The organism is Massilia sp. AB1 (genome assembly GCF_018119385.1).
In the GTDB taxonomy this organism is placed as follows: Bacteria; Pseudomonadota; Gammaproteobacteria; order Burkholderiales; family Burkholderiaceae_D; genus Telluria.
On sequence record NZ_JAGKSG010000013.1, the window covers coordinates 49,920 to 65,477 of the forward strand.

Below are 15,558 nucleotides of genomic sequence, written 5' to 3' on the forward strand. Positions count from 1 at the left end.
ACTTGGGTTCCCGCCTTCGCGGGAATGACGTTTTGAGGGGGCAGGCCACAACAGCTGTTATGGAACGCTACTTCAGCACGTCATTCCCGCGAAGGCGGGAACCCAAGTTTTCGTGCAGACCGCTTACTTCTGCTCCCTCACCGGAATCGGCGCATTGCACAAATCAATCCGCCCCGCCGGCACCTTGGTCCACGGACCACCCCGATTGCGCTGCGCCTCCACGACAGCCTGGAAGGCCGCGCTATCCGTCCGCATCACCTCGAACTTGCTGCGCTCCGCCTCCGGCACATCCGCCGCCATGCGCACGCTGGCGATCGGCGTACGCTGCTCGGCCTTTTCATAGAAGCCCGCCGCCGCCGTCCCGCGCGGCATGACGGTCAGGAGCGGCATGCCGTGCACGACGCGTCCGACCACGGTGATGTTGCGGTCCAGGTGGCGCGGCGCATGGCCGATGACGGTGTACAGCTGCGAGCCGTTGCCGGTATCGGCGCCGTTGTCGCGCGCCACGCCCACCATGCCGTAGCAGTGCGGCAGCCAGGTCTCGCCCGTGGCCGGGTCGCGCGCCACCGGGAAGCCGTTCGCGTGGCCGACCTGCGGCGCATACACGTCCGGCTCCTTGAGGCGGGTAAAGCCGCTGGTGCCCTTGATCGGCACCGTGAACTCGGCCTTCACCGTCTTGGCCGCCTTGAAAGGCTTCGGATTTTCCTCGTCCGGGTCGCCCCACTGCACCACGAAGCCGTCCTGGGCGCGCATGATCCACAGGCCGTCGAAGTAGCGCTCGCGCACCAGGGCGCGGATGTTGGCCGCCGTATTCGGCGCGAAGGCCGGGGCCAGTTCGATGATCACGCGGCCGGCCGGCAGCTCGATGTACATCGTGTTCTCGGGATCGAGCGGGCGCCATTCGGATGGCTTGGACGCCTTGACCACGTCCGCCACCGAGGGCTTGGGCGGCAGCTCCTTGGCCGCCTTGGGTGCCGCTGCGAAGGCGCTGGACGAGGCCAGCAGGGCCAGGCCAAGGGAAGTGGACAGCGTAGTGCGAAGGGTGGTCAAGCTCATGATGCGTGGTCTCCTCGTTGCGGCCGCGCCGCCTTGTTGTCGGGTATCGCGGGATTGTAATCCGGAATGCTGTCAAAGCATCAAGTCTGTTGTTTGAGTAGTCCCGGAAACAGGGCGCCGGGCCTCCTTTTCAGAGGGCGACTAATGGTATGATGTAAAGCTACCCTCTAGGAAAATTATGGATCTGATGCAACTCTTCGACATGGTCCTGCATGTCGATAAGACGCTGGGCACCTTGCTGGCCCAGTACGGCACTTACGTCTACATGGTGCTGTTCGCCATCGTGTTCTGCGAGACGGGCCTGGTGGTCCTGTTCTTCTTCCCCGGGGATACCCTGCTGTTCATCGCCGGCGCCTTCTGCGCCACCGGCCAGATGAACTATCCGCTCCTGATGGGCCTGCTGGTGCTGGCGGCCGTGACGGGCAATACCCTGAATTACTACATCGGCGAGGCCGTCGGCCACCGCATGTTTACCCACAATTACCGCTGGATCAACAAGGATGCGCTGACCCGCACCCACGAGTTCTTCGAAAAGCACGGCGGCAAGACCATCGTCCTGGCCCGCTTCGTGCCGGTGGTGCGCACCTTCGCGCCCTTCGTGGCGGGCGTGTCCGACATGACGAGCGCGCGCTTCCAGGTGTACAACATCTCCGGCGCGCTGCTGTGGGTGGCCAGCCTGGTCACCGGCGGCTATTTCTTTGGCAACATCCCGATCATCCGCGACCACCTGACCGAGATCGTGCTGGTGGGCGTGAGCGCCGCCATCGTGCCGCTCGCGATCGGCGGGCTGGTCAAGTTCAGCCGGCGCATGCTCAGCCGCTAATTGCCATCCTGACCAAGGCCGCAGATTCTGCGGCCTTGTTGCTTCAGCGCACTCAAGTTTTGGCGCCTTCGAGCCGATAAGCATGGGGTAAGCCCACTCATCTGGAACCTCATGCGCAACCTCATCGCACTGTTCGCCCTCAGCCTGGTCACGGCGACGGCAAGCGCGAACGATCCCGCTCCCAAGACCGACAAGGCGGCCAAGCCGGAGCTCGCCAAGGCTTCGATTAAGCCCAACCTGAAGGCTTCCGCAGTTTCTGCCCCGCCGGCCCCTGCGGCCGCCCAGAAGTCCGAGGAAGAGGCCGAGGTCGACCTGTCGGTCCGCATCGCCGAGAAGCTGGCCGAGCTGCGCGCCAAGCAGGAAGCGCGCGCCCAGGCCGCGGCCCGCGCCCGCAAGGCGGCGGACGCCAGGCGCAAGCAGGAAGCCCTGGCCGCCGCCGCGGCCGCGGCCAAGGAGCACGCGCCCAAGAACGGCACCCACTGGAGCTACGACGGAGAATTCGGCCCGGCCAACTGGGCCAATATCAATTCAAACTGGGCCAAGTGCTCGACCGGCAACCGCCAGTCGCCGATCGACCTGCGCGACGGCATGAAGGTCGACTTGGAACAGATCGCCTTCGACTACCACCCGAGCTCGTTCAACGAGATCGACAACGGCCACACCATCCAGGTCAACGTCGGCGGCGGCAACTTCCTCACGGTCGGCAACACGACCTATGAACTGCAGGGCTTCCACTTCCACCGCCCGTCGGAAGAGCGCATCAACGGCAAGGGCACGGAGATGGTGGTGCACCTGGTGCACAAGAGCTACGACGGCAAGCTGGCCGTGCTGGCGGTGCTGCTCGAACGCGGCACGGCCAATCCGATGATCCAGACCGTGTGGAACAACCTGCCGCTGGAAAAGCAGACCACGGTGTCGCCGTCGATCGTGCTGGACGTGAACGAGATCCTGCCGGCGAAGCGTGAATACTTCACCTACATGGGTTCGCTGACCACGCCGCCGTGCACCGAGGACGTGCTGTGGCTGGTGATGAAGCAGCCGATGACGGCCTCGCCTCAGCAGATGGCCTTGTTCTCGCGCTTGTATCCGCTGAATTCGCGGCCGGTCCAGGCGAGTAATGGACGGATGATCAAGGAATCGATGTAAGGAAAAGCCCGGCGATGCCGGGTTTTTTGTTTCGGCCATCAGCTCATGCCCCGTCGTACGCGCCACTGGCGCCTACGACTCCCGGCGAAGGCCGGGACCCAAGTTCGTTGCGTACCACTTTCTTCACACGCAGCGGCAACGCGCGCAAACTTGGATTCCGGCCTTCGCCGGAATGACGTTCATAAGCTAACTTAGTTTGTTTACTGCACCGTCAGCGCCACATCATCGATCAGGAAAGTCGTCTGCAGCATCGACCCTTCCGTCCCGCTGAAGTGGATCTGCACCGTCTGCCCCTTGTAGGCCGATAAGTCGAAGCTCTTCTGCGCGTAGCTGCTCCCCTTGTTCAGGTTCGAGTAGGTCGCCAGCGTGGCCAGCACCGTGCCGCTGCTGTTGCGCACCTGGGCCTGCAGCTTGTCGTAGGCGGTCGTGGTGGTGGTCTCCGCCGATTGCACCTGTAGCCAGAACGACAGGCTGGCGCTGGTCGCGGTCGACGGGATCGTCACCTGCTGGGTCAGCGTATCGGTGCGCGCCGTGCCGTAGCCATTGAGCTTGGCCTTGTAGCTGCCGGTGCGCGCCGGCGTGGAGGTGCTGTTGTTGATCACGCCGCTAGTGGCGGTCCACGACGCGGCGCCCGATTCGAAGCCCGGATTGGCGAGCAATTGGGTCGAGGTCGAGCTTCCCTGCGTGACCCAGATCGGCGCCGACCACAGGATATTGCCGTCGCTTTGCGTGAGCTTGGCGTAGTAGAAGTGTTCGCCGTTGCTCGGGGTGATCGTGGTGTTGGCGCTGCTCGAGAGCTGGGTGACGGTGCCGTTGCGCTTGGGGACGCCTTCGAAGATCGCGACCGAGGACACGGTCTTGCCCGAGGTATTGGCGAAGTTGGCCACCAGGTTCAGCGTGCCGCTGTTGGTGAAGCGCTCGCCCATCACCCGGCCGTTCGCGGTCAGCACCAGCTGCGAGGTCTTGTCCATGGTCGCGAACACGCGCCGCGCCTTGAGCGCTTCGACGAAGCTGGCGTTGGTGAGCGCGGTGCCGGTCGGGATCAGGACGCCGGTGCGGTTGGTGTAGGAGGCGCCCCAGTTCGCGCAGTGGTTGTCCTGGTTGGTCGAGAAGGCCACGTGGAAGCCCGCTTCGAGCGCCTTCTTGCACGCGCTCTCGTAGGTGCTGCGGCTGGTTTCGGTCTCGGTGGTGTTGGTCGAAAAGGCCGAAGTGTTCATCACTTCGCACAGCACCATCGCCTGGTCGCCGTCCGCCGTGTACCCGAGCGGCACGCCGTTGACGATGAACTGGCCGGTGGTCTCCGGATGGTTGAACTGGCCGATCCAGCCGCGGTTCTTCATCAGGGTGTAGAGCGCGGCATAGTCGGTCTTGGCGGTGTAGGTGTCGCCCAGCAGCTGGTTGCTGCTGTTGTATTCCCAGTTGGCCAGCTCGAGGCTGTTCAGGATGTTGAGGTGGCCGCCGTTGCTGATCACGCCCCATTCCAAGCCATACACACCCAGGAAGCTCGGATTGGCCGCGTTGAAGTCCGACGCTGCCTTCAGGCCCGCCTGGTACAGCGCCTTGGCGGTCTCCGGGCTGGCCGAGGTGGCGGTCGAGGACGAGCCGTCGTACATGTGGTTGTGCTCGGAGGCCATCAGGATGTCGAGGCCCTTGCCTTTCGCATAGGCGAAGGCGTCGGTCGGGCCGAAGGCGCCGTTCTGCGGGCTCTGCGAGCTGGTGCAGGACGAGAGCGCGCCGCCGCCGTCGCTGTGGTTGGTCTGGCTGTGCAGGTTCGCGTAGTAGACGGTGTAGGGCAGGGAGCCGGTGGCCGGGACCGATGCAGGGGAGACGGTGGAGGGCGCCGGTTTGGCTGGCGCCGTGGCGCTCGAGCTGGTCGGCAGCGCCTGGAAGGCCGGCATCGGTACGGCGCCCGGATCGCCGACGGCGATGTCCCAGGCCTGTTCGATGCGGTGGCCGTCTTCGGCGTTGAGCAGGCTGTCGATCTCCTCGCCGGACAGGGAGGCCTTGCGGCGCGCCTGCGCGTCGTTGGCCACGGCGACCAGGCGCACTTGGTAGACGCCGTCGCGCAGGGCCGGGTCGCCGGCGCGGCCGGTCCAGTGCACCTTGACGTCGACCGGCTTGCTGCTCAGGCGCTCGCTGCCGTGCCAGCGCTCGATGACGCGCTGGGCCGGATCGACCAGCTCGAGGCGCCAGGCGATGTCCTGGGCCTGCTCGACGAAGGGATAGCTGAATTTCAGTTCGAAGGTGCGGCCTTCGTGCGCGGCGGCGGCCTTGAACGGTGCGTGCAGGGTCGCTTCGAATTCGCGGTGATCGGCTTCGGAGGCGAAGCCTGGAGTGCTGATGCCGAGTGCCAGGATCAGTGGTAACAACTTCGTGCTGCGGTGCATGGTATGTCTCCCCTTCTTTAGTTATGGAAACAGCAAATTTGTCAGGTTTGCATGACGTACATATGACTATCAAGCGTGTTTCAAGGGAGAATTAGTCACTGTTGTAAATACGAGAAGTCGATGGGCGGAGGGCAGAATAAAAAACGCCCGATGCGGAGATCGGGCGTTTAAATGCAGTGTTCGGCTGCGCGAAGAACTTGGGTTCCGGCCGAGGGGGACGCCGAGTCCCGGAACGACGGGCTTGGCGTTGAGGGCTAACGGATGTGGTAGTGGCCTTTCCAGGCCGCGCCCGGTGCCAGCGTGTGTGGATCGAGCAGAGCCGGCTCGATGCACACGAAGCGTCGGTACTCCTCGTCTTCCATATCGGCCAGCGCGGCGGCGTCCGCCGCGCCCGGATTCCATACCACCGCGTCCGTAAAGCCTTCCTGCTCCAGCGTCACAGTCCGCGCGCCGGTGGCCATCGTGATCGCGCCAGGGATGGCTTGATAGACCTGATCCAGTTTGTCTTCGATCGCCAGCGTCTGCGCCGCCACGCCGTCGATGCGCACCTCGCGCAGCTCCGGCACCAGGTGATAGGTATGCAGCGCCGCCGCGAACGGGAAGGGCGACTCGCCCGTATTGCGCACCGTGAGCGTCATCGTCAGCTCATTGCCTTGCACGGCCACGCGCAGCGCCAGCGCGAAGCGGTGCGGCCAGGCGGTGGCGAGCTTCTCCGGCAGGTCGGCCTCGTTCAGGCCAAATACCGCCCAGCCCTGGCCGCTGTCTTCCAGGCGCCAGGTGCTGACGCGCGCAAAGCCGTGCCGCATGCCGCTGCCGCGCTCGGCGAATTGCGGGAAGATCACCGGCACGCCGCCGCGGATCGCCTTGGTCCCGTCCAGCGCCGACTTGGCGCTGCAGAACATGCGTTCCGCGCCGTCCGCGCCCTTCCACGAAATCAGGTGCGCGCCGTACAGGGTGACGATGGCCTCGGCCCCATCGTCCGATGCGATGCGGATCGCGGGCAGCTGCCCGAAGGTGGTCTGGTGCATGTCAGGTCTGGCGGCTCTTGGCCATCGGTGGGTTGTCGGCGAAATAGCGGCGGATGCCCTTGGTGATGGCGTCGGCCAGCTTGTCCTGGTAGCCGTCGTCGTTCAGCTTCGCTTCTTCTTCCGGGTTCGAGATGAATGCCGTCTCGACCAGGATCGACGGGATGTCCGGGGCTTTGAGCACGGCGAAGCCGGCCTGCTCGACGGCCGCCTTGTGCAGGCGGTTGATGCCGCCGATCTCGCCCAGCACGGCCTTGCCGAGCTTGAGGCTGTCGTTGATCTGGGCCGTGGTCGAGAGGTCGAACAGCACGCTGGCCAGCTGCTTGTCGGCGGTGGCGTAGCTGGCGCCGCCGATCAGGTCGGCCTTGTTCTGGTCGTTCGCCAGCCAGCGCGCCGCGCTCGAGCTGGCGCCTTTTTCCGACAGCACGAACACCGAGGAGCCGCGCGCCGTCGGCGACACGAAGGCGTCCGCGTGGATCGAGACGAACAGGTCGGCGTCGACCTTGCGCGCCTTTTGCACGCGGGTGCCGAGCGGGACGAAATAATCGCCGTCGCGGGTCAGCATCACGCGCGTGTTGGGCAGCTGTTCCAGCCTGGCCTTGAGGCGCTTGGCCACCGCCAGCACGATGTCCTTCTCGCGGCTGCCGCGCGCGCCGATCGCGCCCGGGTCCTCGCCGCCGTGGCCCGGATCGAGCGCGATGGTGACCATGCGCGTGACCTTCTGGGCCGGGCCCTTGGGCACCGTTTTCGTGGGCGAGGGCGGCGGCTGCACCGCTTGCGCGGGAGGCGTGCCGTTCAGGCCGGACAGCTCGGCTTCCATGCGCGCGATCGCGTCCGGCACCGGGTTCTGCTGCGCGGGCGGCGTCACGGGCGCAGGCGTCGGGATCTGCACCGGCGGCGTGCCGGCGACCGGCTCGCCCAGCGCCTGGTTGCCCGGCGTGCTCGGCGCAGGCACCGTGTTCCATTCGCCCTTTTCGATCATGGCCGCGATCGGGTCGACCGGCTTGAGCGGATACAGGTCGAAGATCAGGCGGTGCTGGTAGCCGGCCACCGGGGCCAGGGTCAGCACTTCCGGCTTGACCTCTTCCTTCAGGTCGAACACCAGGCGCACCACGTTCGGGCGGTTCTGGCCGACGCGCACCTGCTTGATGTAGGGATCGTTCGGCTCGATCTTGGCGACCAGGCTCTTGAGGGTGCTGTTCAGGCCCAGGCCCTCGATGTCGACCACCAGGCGCGGCGGATCGGGCACCATGAAGTGCTCGGTCTTGAGATTGGTGTCGTTTTCCAGGGTCACCCGGGTGTAGTCGGGCGCGGGCCAGACGCGCACCGCCAGGATCTGGGCGGCGCTGGCGGGCAGCGGAGAGATCACGGACAGCAGCAGCGTACCCCCGGCCTTGAGCAGGGTGCGGCGGCGCGGCGATCCGGGAATCAGGGCGGGGGTACGAAGGCGAGACGGTCGAGGCATAGCAGACCCAAGTCGGACAACGCCTGCAATTCTACCTCACGGCCGAGACCGCTGACGTTGAGCAATACCTTGACGTCGGGTGGCGGCAACACCGGATCGCCTTTTTCCGGCCATTCGACGATGCAGATGTTGTGTCCGTCGAAGTCCTCGCGGAAGCCCGCGTCCAGGAATTCCTCGGGACTCGACATGCGGTACAGGTCGTAGTGGATGATGTTGACAGGCTGGCCATCCAGGCTCACCCGGTAGGGTTCCGACAGCGTATAGGTCGGGCTCTTGACCGTGCCCCTGTGGCCGGCGGCCTGGATCAGGGCGCGGGTGAGGGCGGTCTTGCCGGCTCCCAGGTCGCCGTGCAGGTAGATCACCAGTCCGGGACGCAGCGCACGGGCCAGCGCCGCGCCCAGGGCGGCCGTTGCCGATTCGTCGGCCAGGTAAGCTTTGAAGGACTGCATCGAATAAAATAGCTTGTTTGTGCGGTGTTGAGCCGCGTTGTTGTCGATCCCGCCATGCCGAATTCCACTCCCAACCTCGCCGACCTCGCGCGCACCATCAAGCAATGGGGCGCTGAGCTGGGCTTTGCCGACGTGCGCATCGCCGACGTCGACCTGGCGCACCTAGAAGCCGGCCTGCAGGCCTGGCTGGACGCGGGCTGCCATGGCGAGATGGATTATATGGCAAGCCATGGCATGAAGCGTGCGCGTCCGGCCGAACTGGTGCCGGGCACGGTGCGCGCCATCGTCGCACGCATGGATTATCTGCCGCAGCAGCGCGACGAAGACTGGCGCGCCCAGGAGCGCCTGCGCCAGCAGGATCCGGGCGCCGCCGTGGTCTCGGTATATGCACGCGGCCGCGACTACCACAAGGTGCTGCGCAACCGCCTGCAGCAGCTGGCCGAGAAGGTGAAGGCGGCCGTGGGCGAGCTCGGCTACCGCGTGTTCACCGATTCCGCCCCGGTGATGGAATTGCCGCTGGCGGAAAAAGCCGGCCTGGGCTGGCGCGGCAAGCACACCCTGCTGCTGTCGCGCGAGGCCGGTTCCACCTTCTTCATCGGCGAGATCCTGGTCGACCTGCCGCTGCCGGTCGACCCGCCCACCGGCGCCCATTGCGGCCAGTGCCAGGCCTGCATCGACGTGTGCCCGACCCAGGCCATCCTCGGTCCCGGCAAGCTGGACGCGCGGCGCTGCATTTCCTACCTGACCATCGAGCTCAAGGGCAGCATTCCCGAAGAGCTGCGCCCCCTGATCGGCAACCGCATCTACGGCTGCGACGATTGCCAGCTGGCCTGTCCGTGGAACAAGTTTGCCCAGCGCGCGCAGCTGCCGGATTTCGACGAGCGCAATGGCCTCGGCGAATCAAGCATGGTGGAATTGTTCGGATGGGAAGAAGAGGAATTCAACCGCCGCATGGAAGGCAGCCCGATCCGCCGGATCGGCCACGAGCGCTGGCTGCGCAACCTCGCGGTGGGGCTGGGCAATGCGGCCGGACAGCGCCGGGGCGACCCCGCCATCGTGGCGGCCCTGCAGGCGCGCGCCGCACACCCGTCCGACCTGGTGCGCGAACACGTTAGCTGGGCCCTGGCGCGCCACACCTCCTGAACATCAGACTTCGATGCGCTTGGCGCGCAGCGCCGACCAGTCGCCGTCGATCGAGATCATCGCCACGCCCGTGATGCCGTTTTCCTTGGCATAGTCGTTGATCGAGTCGCGGTTGATGTCGGTGGCCTTGGAGGCAGTCTGCTTGAGGTAGGCGATCCACAGCGAGCCCTTGTCGCCCAGCTTTTCTTTCGCCTGGGGCAGGTAGTGTTCGAGGTCCTTGCGGTTCATGCAGAACATCAGGACCACGTCGAAGGGGCCGTCGCCCTCCTTGACCAGCTCGGCAGGCATCTGCGACACCACCCCTGGATTGACTTGGCCGTTGAGGATGAGCATCGACTTCGCCGTCCTCAGGAACATCTTGTCTGCCACTGTCTTTTCGTTCATGGACTGTCCCCAAAAAAGAAGCGCAGCCCGGTCCAGCCCGCGCGCCACGTTCAGATTTATTTTACAAGGCTTCCCCGAAATTTAGAGACGCTTGTTGTGCGGGAAGAATGCTTGGCTTATTTCAGCAAGCCGGCCAGCTCGACCGCGGTCTTGACCTGCATCTTGTCGAAGATGTGGGCGCGGTGCACCTCGACCGTGCGCATGCTGATGCCGAGCTTGTCGGCGACCACCTTGTTCATCATGCCGGCCAGGATCAGGTCCAGCACTTCGCGCTCGCGCGCCGACAGGGTGGCCAGGCGCGCCTGCACCTGGGCCGAGGCGGCGGCCTTGCGCGAGGCCGCCATGGCTTCCTCGACGCGGTCCATCAGCATGTTGTCGTTGAAGGGTTTTTCGAAGAAATCGAAGGCGCCGCGCTTGAGCGAGTCGACCGCCATCGGCACGTCGCCGTGGCCGGTCAGGAAGATCACGGGCAGGCGCGGCAGCAGGCCGCGCTGGATCAGCTGGTCGAACACGGCGATGCCGTTCATGTCCGGCATGCGCACGTCGAGCAGCACGCAGTCGCCTTCGTCGCCGGGCTGCTGCATCTGGTCGAGGAATTCCTGGCCGCCCGCGTAGCCGCGCGCTTCCAGGCCGCGCGATTGCGCCAGCCAGGCGAGGGCGTCACGAATGACCTCTTCGTCATCGACGATGTGCAGCATGCTGTGCGTCTCCGTTTTGTTGTTGGTCGGGATTTTAGCCCAGCGCCGGGGCCGCCGCTTGCGCGGGCAGCGAGAACGTGAAAATCGTGCCGCCTGCCGGGTTCGGCGCATGGGTCAAGGTGCCGCCGTGGAATTCGATCGCCGTGCGGCAGATCGACAAGCCCATGCCCATGCCTTCCGCCTTGGTCGAGTGGAAGGGCGAGAACAGGCGCTCGGCCACTTCGGGCGCGATGCCGTGGCCGCGGTCGATCACCGACACCGACACCTGGCCGCGCCCGTGGGCGCCCTGGATGCGCAGCACCCGGTCTTCGGGCGGCGTGTCCTGCATGGCTTCGATGGCGTTGCGGGTCAGGTTCAGCAGCACCTGTTCGAGCAGGATGCGGTCGGCCAGTACCGGCGGCAGGTCGGGCGGCAGCTCCACGCGCAGCACCACGGCCGCCTGGCGCGCCTGCAGGTCGATCAGGGCGCGCACGCCGTCGACCACGCTGCGGATGCTCACCGTCTCGCGCAGCGGCTCGCGCTTCTTCACGAATTCGTGCACGCTGCGGATGATCTGGCCGGCGCGCTGGGCCTGCTGGCGCGCCTGCTCCAGCGCGCGCTTCAGCAGGCCGGGCTGGACCTCGCCGCCGTCGGCGCGTTCCAGCATGTTGAGCGCGCCCGCCGTGTAGCTGGAGATCGCCGCCAGTGGCTGGTTCAGCTCGTGCGCCAGCATCGACGAGATCTCGCCCATGGTCGCCAGGCGCGCGCTGGCCTGCAGCTTTTCCTCCTGCTGGCGGTTGAGTTCTTCGACGCGCTTGCGGTCGGTGATGTCGAGGACTGAGCTCATCCAGCCGGTCTGCTTGCCGTAGACGTCCACCAGCGGCGCCTCGAACACCAGTACCGGCACCCGCGCCCCGTCCGAGCGCTGGTAGACGGTCTCGAACTGGGGCGTGATGGTCCCGGCCAGGACGCCGCGGAAGCGTTCCTCGTAGTCGCCCATGGCTTCCGGCGCCCAGTAGGGCATGGGCGGCTTCTTGCCCACCAGGGCTTCCTCGGGCAGGCCGACGATCTGGCAGAAGGCGCGGTTGACGTAGGTGACCCGCCCCTCCAGGTCGCGCGCGCGCAGGCCGGTGAGCAGGGAATTCTCCATCGCGGTGCGGAAGGCCATCTGCTGGCGCAGCGCGGCTTCGGCCGCCAGGGTGCGCGAGATGTGGCGCCACAGGGCGACCAGGCTCAGCACCAGGCCCAGGGCCAGCACGATCACCGAGCCCACCAGCAGGTTCGGCAGCAGCTTGGGCGCGCCCTTGACGCTGTCGGTCGACAGGGCCACCAGCGCGCCCGGCAGGTCGAGGTCGCGCCGGTGGGTGTAGACGCCGCGTCCCGGCCCGCCGGCGGCGCGCTGGGCCACCACATGGTCGTCGCGGTCGAGCAGGCTCAGGGCATTGTCCTGGGCGAACCACCAGGGCACGGTTTCGTTCAGCAGCACCTCCAGGCTGTAGGTGGCCACCAGGCTGCCCGCGTACTGGCCCTGGCGGTACAGCGGCAGGTAGAAGTCGATCAGGCCGTGCGTCGAAGGCGTGGCGCCATAGGGTTCGCTGTAGCGGCCGCGCCGGGTGGCGTGCGCCATCTCGGCGGCCTGCCGGGTCGCTTCCGGCAGGCCGGCCGCCGGCATGTCGGCGCCGTGGCTCGCCATCAGCTTGCCGGCCTCGTCCAGCCAGGCCACGCGCACCAGTTCGGGACCGTTCTTGAACATCTGCGCGAAACGCGCCCGCAGCACCGGCGTGGGAGGGGGCGCCACCACCAGGTCGGCGCCGAGGGCGGCCAGGGCTTCTTCGCTGCGCGCCAGCTCGAAGCGCAGGGTCTGCTCCACCCACAGGGTGTCGGCGATCAGCTGCTCCTGGCGCTCGTTGCTTTCCATCTGGCGCGCCTGCCAGGGCAGCCAGATCAGCACCGCGAGGAACAGCAGCACCAGCAGCACCGGCACCAGCCAGCGCAGCGGGCGCGAGCGCTGTTCCGGGGAGGGCTGCGCGAACGGATTTTTCATGCCTTGCCTTGTACTTGGTTACACTGTCGGGCTATTGTGGAAGTCCACGATGGCGGGTCGGGGAGAACGGCTCCAGACTGGCCCACTCGTCATATTAACGTTTCACCAGGAAGAACCGAACCGCCATGCAGATCAAAGCCCTGGTCGGGGCGCTTGCCGCAGCGATGAGCTTCATTGTCAGCTCCAGTGCATGTGCGCAGGGACCGATCGTCATCAAGTTCAGCCACGTGGTCGCGCCCGATACGCCCAAGGGGCAGGCGGCCGAGCGCTTCAAGCAGCTCGCCGAGCAGATGACCAAGGGCCGGGTGCGGGTCGAAGTCTACCCGAACAGCCAGCTCTATAAAGACCGCGAGGAGCTCGAAGCCCTGCAGCTGGGCGCGGTGCAGATGCTGGCCCCCTCGCTGGCCAAGTTCTCGCCCCTGGGCATCAAGGAATTCGAAGCCTTCGACCTGCCTTACATCTTCCCCTCGAAGGCGGCACTGTACGCCGTGACCGAAGGACCGGTCGGCAAGGACTTGCTGCGCAAGCTGGAGCCCAAGGGCATCGTCGGCCTGGCCTACTGGGACAATGGCTTCAAGGTCATGTCGGCCAATAAGCCGCTGCTGGCGCCGGGCGACTTCCGCGGCCTGCGCATGCGCATCCAGGCCTCCAAGGTGCTGGACGCGCAGATGCGCGCGCTCGGGGCCCGGCCCCAGGTGCTGGCCTTCTCGGAAACCGCGCCCGCGCTGCGCGACGGGGTGGTGGAGGGCACCGAGAACACGCCCTCCAATATGTACACCCAGAAGATGCACGAGAGCCAGAAGCACCTGACCGTGTCCAACCACGGCTACCTGGGCTATGCGGTGATCGTCAACAAGAAGTTCTGGGACGGCCTGCCCTCGGACGTACGCACCACCCTCGAGCGCGCCATGCGCGACGCCACCGCCTATGAAAAGACGATCGCCCAGCGCACCAACGACGCCGCGCTGGAATCGATCCGCCGCGCCGGCACCACCACCATCCACACGCTGAACGCCCAGCAGCAGATGGAATGGCGGCGCGCCATGATGCCGGTCTACAACCAGATGGAGACCCGGATCGGCAAGGACATCGTGCGCGCCATCGGCCGCGAAGTGAAGCGCTGAAGGGGGTTTACCCGGGCGCGGGTTGTCTTATGCGAATTCTTTATAACTAAAATAAATTTTTTGACAGTGTGGTCAAAAAGATACGCTTGAGGCAAACACTTGCGATATGATGGGGACTTCTCGCACTGACATGGTGCGAATGCAGCACAGAACACACGAATTTGGGGAGCACATACAAAAGCACGGTAATTCATACCGGAGTAATTCGAGGAGACACCACGTTTGACAGAAGCTGTTAGCACCGCTAAACAGCCGGAACGTGACCCGAATTGAACGCACCTGAGGGTGCGTTTTTTTTTCGTCTGTCATACTGCCTGCATACCCTATCCATCATCCTTTCCACCAGTTAAGATTGCACTACGCGGTAGCCTTTTCCGCGCACCACACGAAGCAATCATGAAGACAGAACAGGGAAGCGAATTGTTCCACGCCATCGTGGCCACGCCCTTTGGCGCGATGGGCATCCGCACGCAGGACGAGCGGGTGCGCGAGCTGGTCTACCTGCCGCCGCACTACGCCGAAAAAGACCCCGACAACGCCGTCGCCGGGCAGGCCGCGCAGCAGATCGCGCGCTACCTGGCCGACCCCGACTTCCGTTTCGAGCTGCCGCTGTTCGAGGCCGGCACCGAGTTCCAGCGCAAGGTCTGGGAAGCGATCGGCGCCATCCCGCGCGGCAGCGTGCGCACCTACGGCCAGCTGGCCAAGCTGATCGGCTCGGCGCCGCGCGCCGTGGGCCAGGCTTGCGGCGCCAACTGGTTCCCCCTGATCATTCCCTGCCACCGCGTCACCGCGTCCGGCGGGCTGGGCGGCTTTTCCAACCAGGACGACGAAAACGGTTTCCACCTGTCCGTGAAGCGCTGGCTGCTGCGCCACGAAGGCGCCACCGCATCCCCATGGCAACAGCAGTCAATCTGGCCCTGATCGACGAGTTCTGCGACACGCTCTGGCTGGAGCAGGGACTGGCGAAGAACTCCCTCGACGCCTACCGGCGCGACCTGCGCCTGTTCGCCGGCTGGCTCGAAGCCAAGCGTGCGCAGCGCGACAGCCTGCTGGCGGTCCAGCCGGAAGACCTGGCCGCGTATTTCGCCGACCGCCATGCCGAATCGCGCCCGAGCTCGGCCAATCGCCGGCTGTCGGTGCTCAAGCGCTTCTACCAGCTGGCCCTGCGCCAGCAAAAGATCCAGCAGGACCCCTGCCTCAAGATGGCATCGGCGCGCCAGCCGACCCGCTTCGTGCACACGCTGACCGAAAGCCAGGTCGAAGCCTTGCTGGCCGCGCCGGACGTGAATACGCCGCTGGGCCTGCGCGAACGCACCATGCTGGAACTGATGTACGCCAGCGGCCTGCGGGTATCGGAACTGGTGGCGCTCAAGCTGGTGGAAGTGAGCATGAACGACGGCGTGCTGCGCATCACCGGCAAGGGCAGCAAGACCCGCCTGGTGCCTTTTGGCCAGGAAGCGCGCGGCTGGCTGGAGCGCTACCTGAAGGACGCGCGCGGCATCATCCTCAATGGCCAGGTCGACGACGCACTGTTCGTGACCGGCCGCGGCGGCCCGATGACGCGCCAGATGTTCTGGATCCTGATCAAGAAGCACGCACAGAAGGCGGGCATCCAGGCCCCGCTGTCGCCGCACACCCTGCGCCACGCCTTCGCCACCCACCTGCTCAACCACGGCGCCGACCTGCGCGTGGTGCAGCTGCTGCTGGGGCACGCCGACATCTCGACCACCCAGATCTACACCCACGTCGCGCGCGAACGCCTCAAGCACCTGCATGCCCAGCACCACCCCCGTGGTTAGTGCAAGCCGCGCCGGCGGGACTAGTCCATAATGGCC

The 15,558-nt window shown here is 65.8% G+C and carries 14 protein-coding genes; 6 read left to right on the forward strand and 8 right to left on the reverse strand.

What is annotated here, in order from left to right:
• Window positions 1–123 precede the first annotated feature (123 nt).
• The gene (locus J8847_RS10015) at window positions 124–1,056 is read right to left on the reverse strand and encodes a peptidylprolyl isomerase (protein ID WP_211524551.1); all 933 of its coding nucleotides are present in this window, start codon (window positions 1,054–1,056) and stop codon (window positions 124–126) included.
• A 178-nt stretch (window positions 1,057–1,234) separates the two neighbouring features.
• Here J8847_RS10015 and J8847_RS10020 point away from each other — a divergent pair, with 178 nt between their 5' ends.
• Both J8847_RS10020 and J8847_RS10025 read left to right on the forward strand, forming a co-directional pair.
• Window positions 1,235–1,879, forward strand: coding sequence for a VTT domain-containing protein (locus tag J8847_RS10020; RefSeq protein WP_211524552.1), 645 nt, complete (start codon window positions 1,235–1,237; stop codon window positions 1,877–1,879).
• A 111-nt stretch (window positions 1,880–1,990) separates the two neighbouring features.
• A complete protein-coding gene (locus J8847_RS10025) occupies window positions 1,991–3,025 on the forward strand; it encodes a carbonic anhydrase (RefSeq protein ID WP_211524553.1) in 1,035 nt (344 codons plus the stop codon).
• Window positions 3,026–3,225: 200 nt separating this feature from the next.
• Here the strand turns inward: J8847_RS10025 and J8847_RS10030 are convergent, their stop codons facing one another.
• The 4 genes from J8847_RS10030 to tsaE all read right to left on the reverse strand — a co-directional run bounded on the left by J8847_RS10030 (window position 3,226) and on the right by tsaE (window position 8,351).
• Window positions 3,226–5,412, reverse strand: a complete 2,187-nt coding sequence (locus J8847_RS10030; RefSeq protein WP_211524554.1) for a CehA/McbA family metallohydrolase — start codon at window positions 5,410–5,412, stop codon at window positions 3,226–3,228.
• A 254-nt stretch (window positions 5,413–5,666) separates the two neighbouring features.
• Window positions 5,667–6,440, reverse strand: a complete 774-nt coding sequence (locus J8847_RS10035; RefSeq protein ID WP_211524555.1) for a D-hexose-6-phosphate mutarotase — start codon at window positions 6,438–6,440, stop codon at window positions 5,667–5,669.
• A gap of 1 nt (window position 6,441) precedes the next feature.
• Entirely contained in the window at window positions 6,442–7,902 is a 1,461-nt protein-coding gene (locus J8847_RS10040) for an N-acetylmuramoyl-L-alanine amidase (protein ID WP_211524556.1), read from the reverse strand.
• Window positions 7,866–8,351 (reverse strand): tRNA (adenosine(37)-N6)-threonylcarbamoyltransferase complex ATPase subunit type 1 TsaE, encoded by a 486-nt coding sequence (tsaE, locus tag J8847_RS10045; protein WP_211524557.1) that lies wholly within the window; start codon window positions 8,349–8,351, stop codon window positions 7,866–7,868. Before tsaE ends, J8847_RS10040 begins: the two co-directional genes overlap by 37 nt.
• Before the next feature lie 54 nt (window positions 8,352–8,405).
• Between tsaE and queG the strand changes: the two genes are divergently transcribed.
• Complete coding sequence (gene queG / locus J8847_RS10050; RefSeq protein ID WP_211524558.1) at window positions 8,406–9,494, forward strand: tRNA epoxyqueuosine(34) reductase QueG; 1,089 nt, start codon at window positions 8,406–8,408, stop codon at window positions 9,492–9,494.
• 3 nt (window positions 9,495–9,497) lie between these two features.
• On the opposite strand, the gene J8847_RS10055 is transcribed toward queG, so the two are convergent.
• The 3 genes from J8847_RS10055 to J8847_RS10065 form a co-directional block, all read right to left on the reverse strand.
• Window positions 9,498–9,878, reverse strand: coding sequence for a DUF3052 family protein (locus J8847_RS10055; RefSeq protein WP_211524559.1), 381 nt, complete (start codon window positions 9,876–9,878; stop codon window positions 9,498–9,500).
• Window positions 9,879–9,994: 116 nt separating this feature from the next.
• The gene (locus J8847_RS10060) at window positions 9,995–10,576 is read right to left on the reverse strand and encodes a response regulator transcription factor (protein ID WP_211524560.1); all 582 of its coding nucleotides are present in this window, start codon (window positions 10,574–10,576) and stop codon (window positions 9,995–9,997) included.
• 34 nt (window positions 10,577–10,610) lie between these two features.
• Window positions 10,611–12,599: a PAS domain-containing sensor histidine kinase gene (locus J8847_RS10065; protein WP_211524561.1), complete on the reverse strand. Its 1,989-nt coding sequence runs from the start codon at window positions 12,597–12,599 to the stop codon at window positions 10,611–10,613.
• A 125-nt stretch (window positions 12,600–12,724) separates the two neighbouring features.
• Between J8847_RS10065 and J8847_RS10070 the strand changes: the two genes are divergently transcribed.
• The 3 genes from J8847_RS10070 to xerD all read left to right on the forward strand — a co-directional run bounded on the left by J8847_RS10070 (window position 12,725) and on the right by xerD (window position 15,522).
• On the forward strand, window positions 12,725–13,723 hold the full coding sequence (locus tag J8847_RS10070) for a TRAP transporter substrate-binding protein (RefSeq protein ID WP_211524562.1): 999 nt from the start codon (window positions 12,725–12,727) through the stop codon (window positions 13,721–13,723).
• Between the two features lie 396 nt (window positions 13,724–14,119).
• Window positions 14,120–14,644, forward strand: coding sequence for a methylated-DNA--[protein]-cysteine S-methyltransferase (locus tag J8847_RS10075; protein WP_211524563.1), 525 nt, complete (start codon window positions 14,120–14,122; stop codon window positions 14,642–14,644).
• Complete coding sequence (gene xerD / locus J8847_RS10080; protein WP_211524564.1) at window positions 14,617–15,522, forward strand: site-specific tyrosine recombinase XerD; 906 nt, start codon at window positions 14,617–14,619, stop codon at window positions 15,520–15,522. The genes J8847_RS10075 and xerD overlap by 28 nt, the downstream gene beginning before the upstream one ends.
• Window positions 15,523–15,558 lie beyond the last annotated feature (36 nt).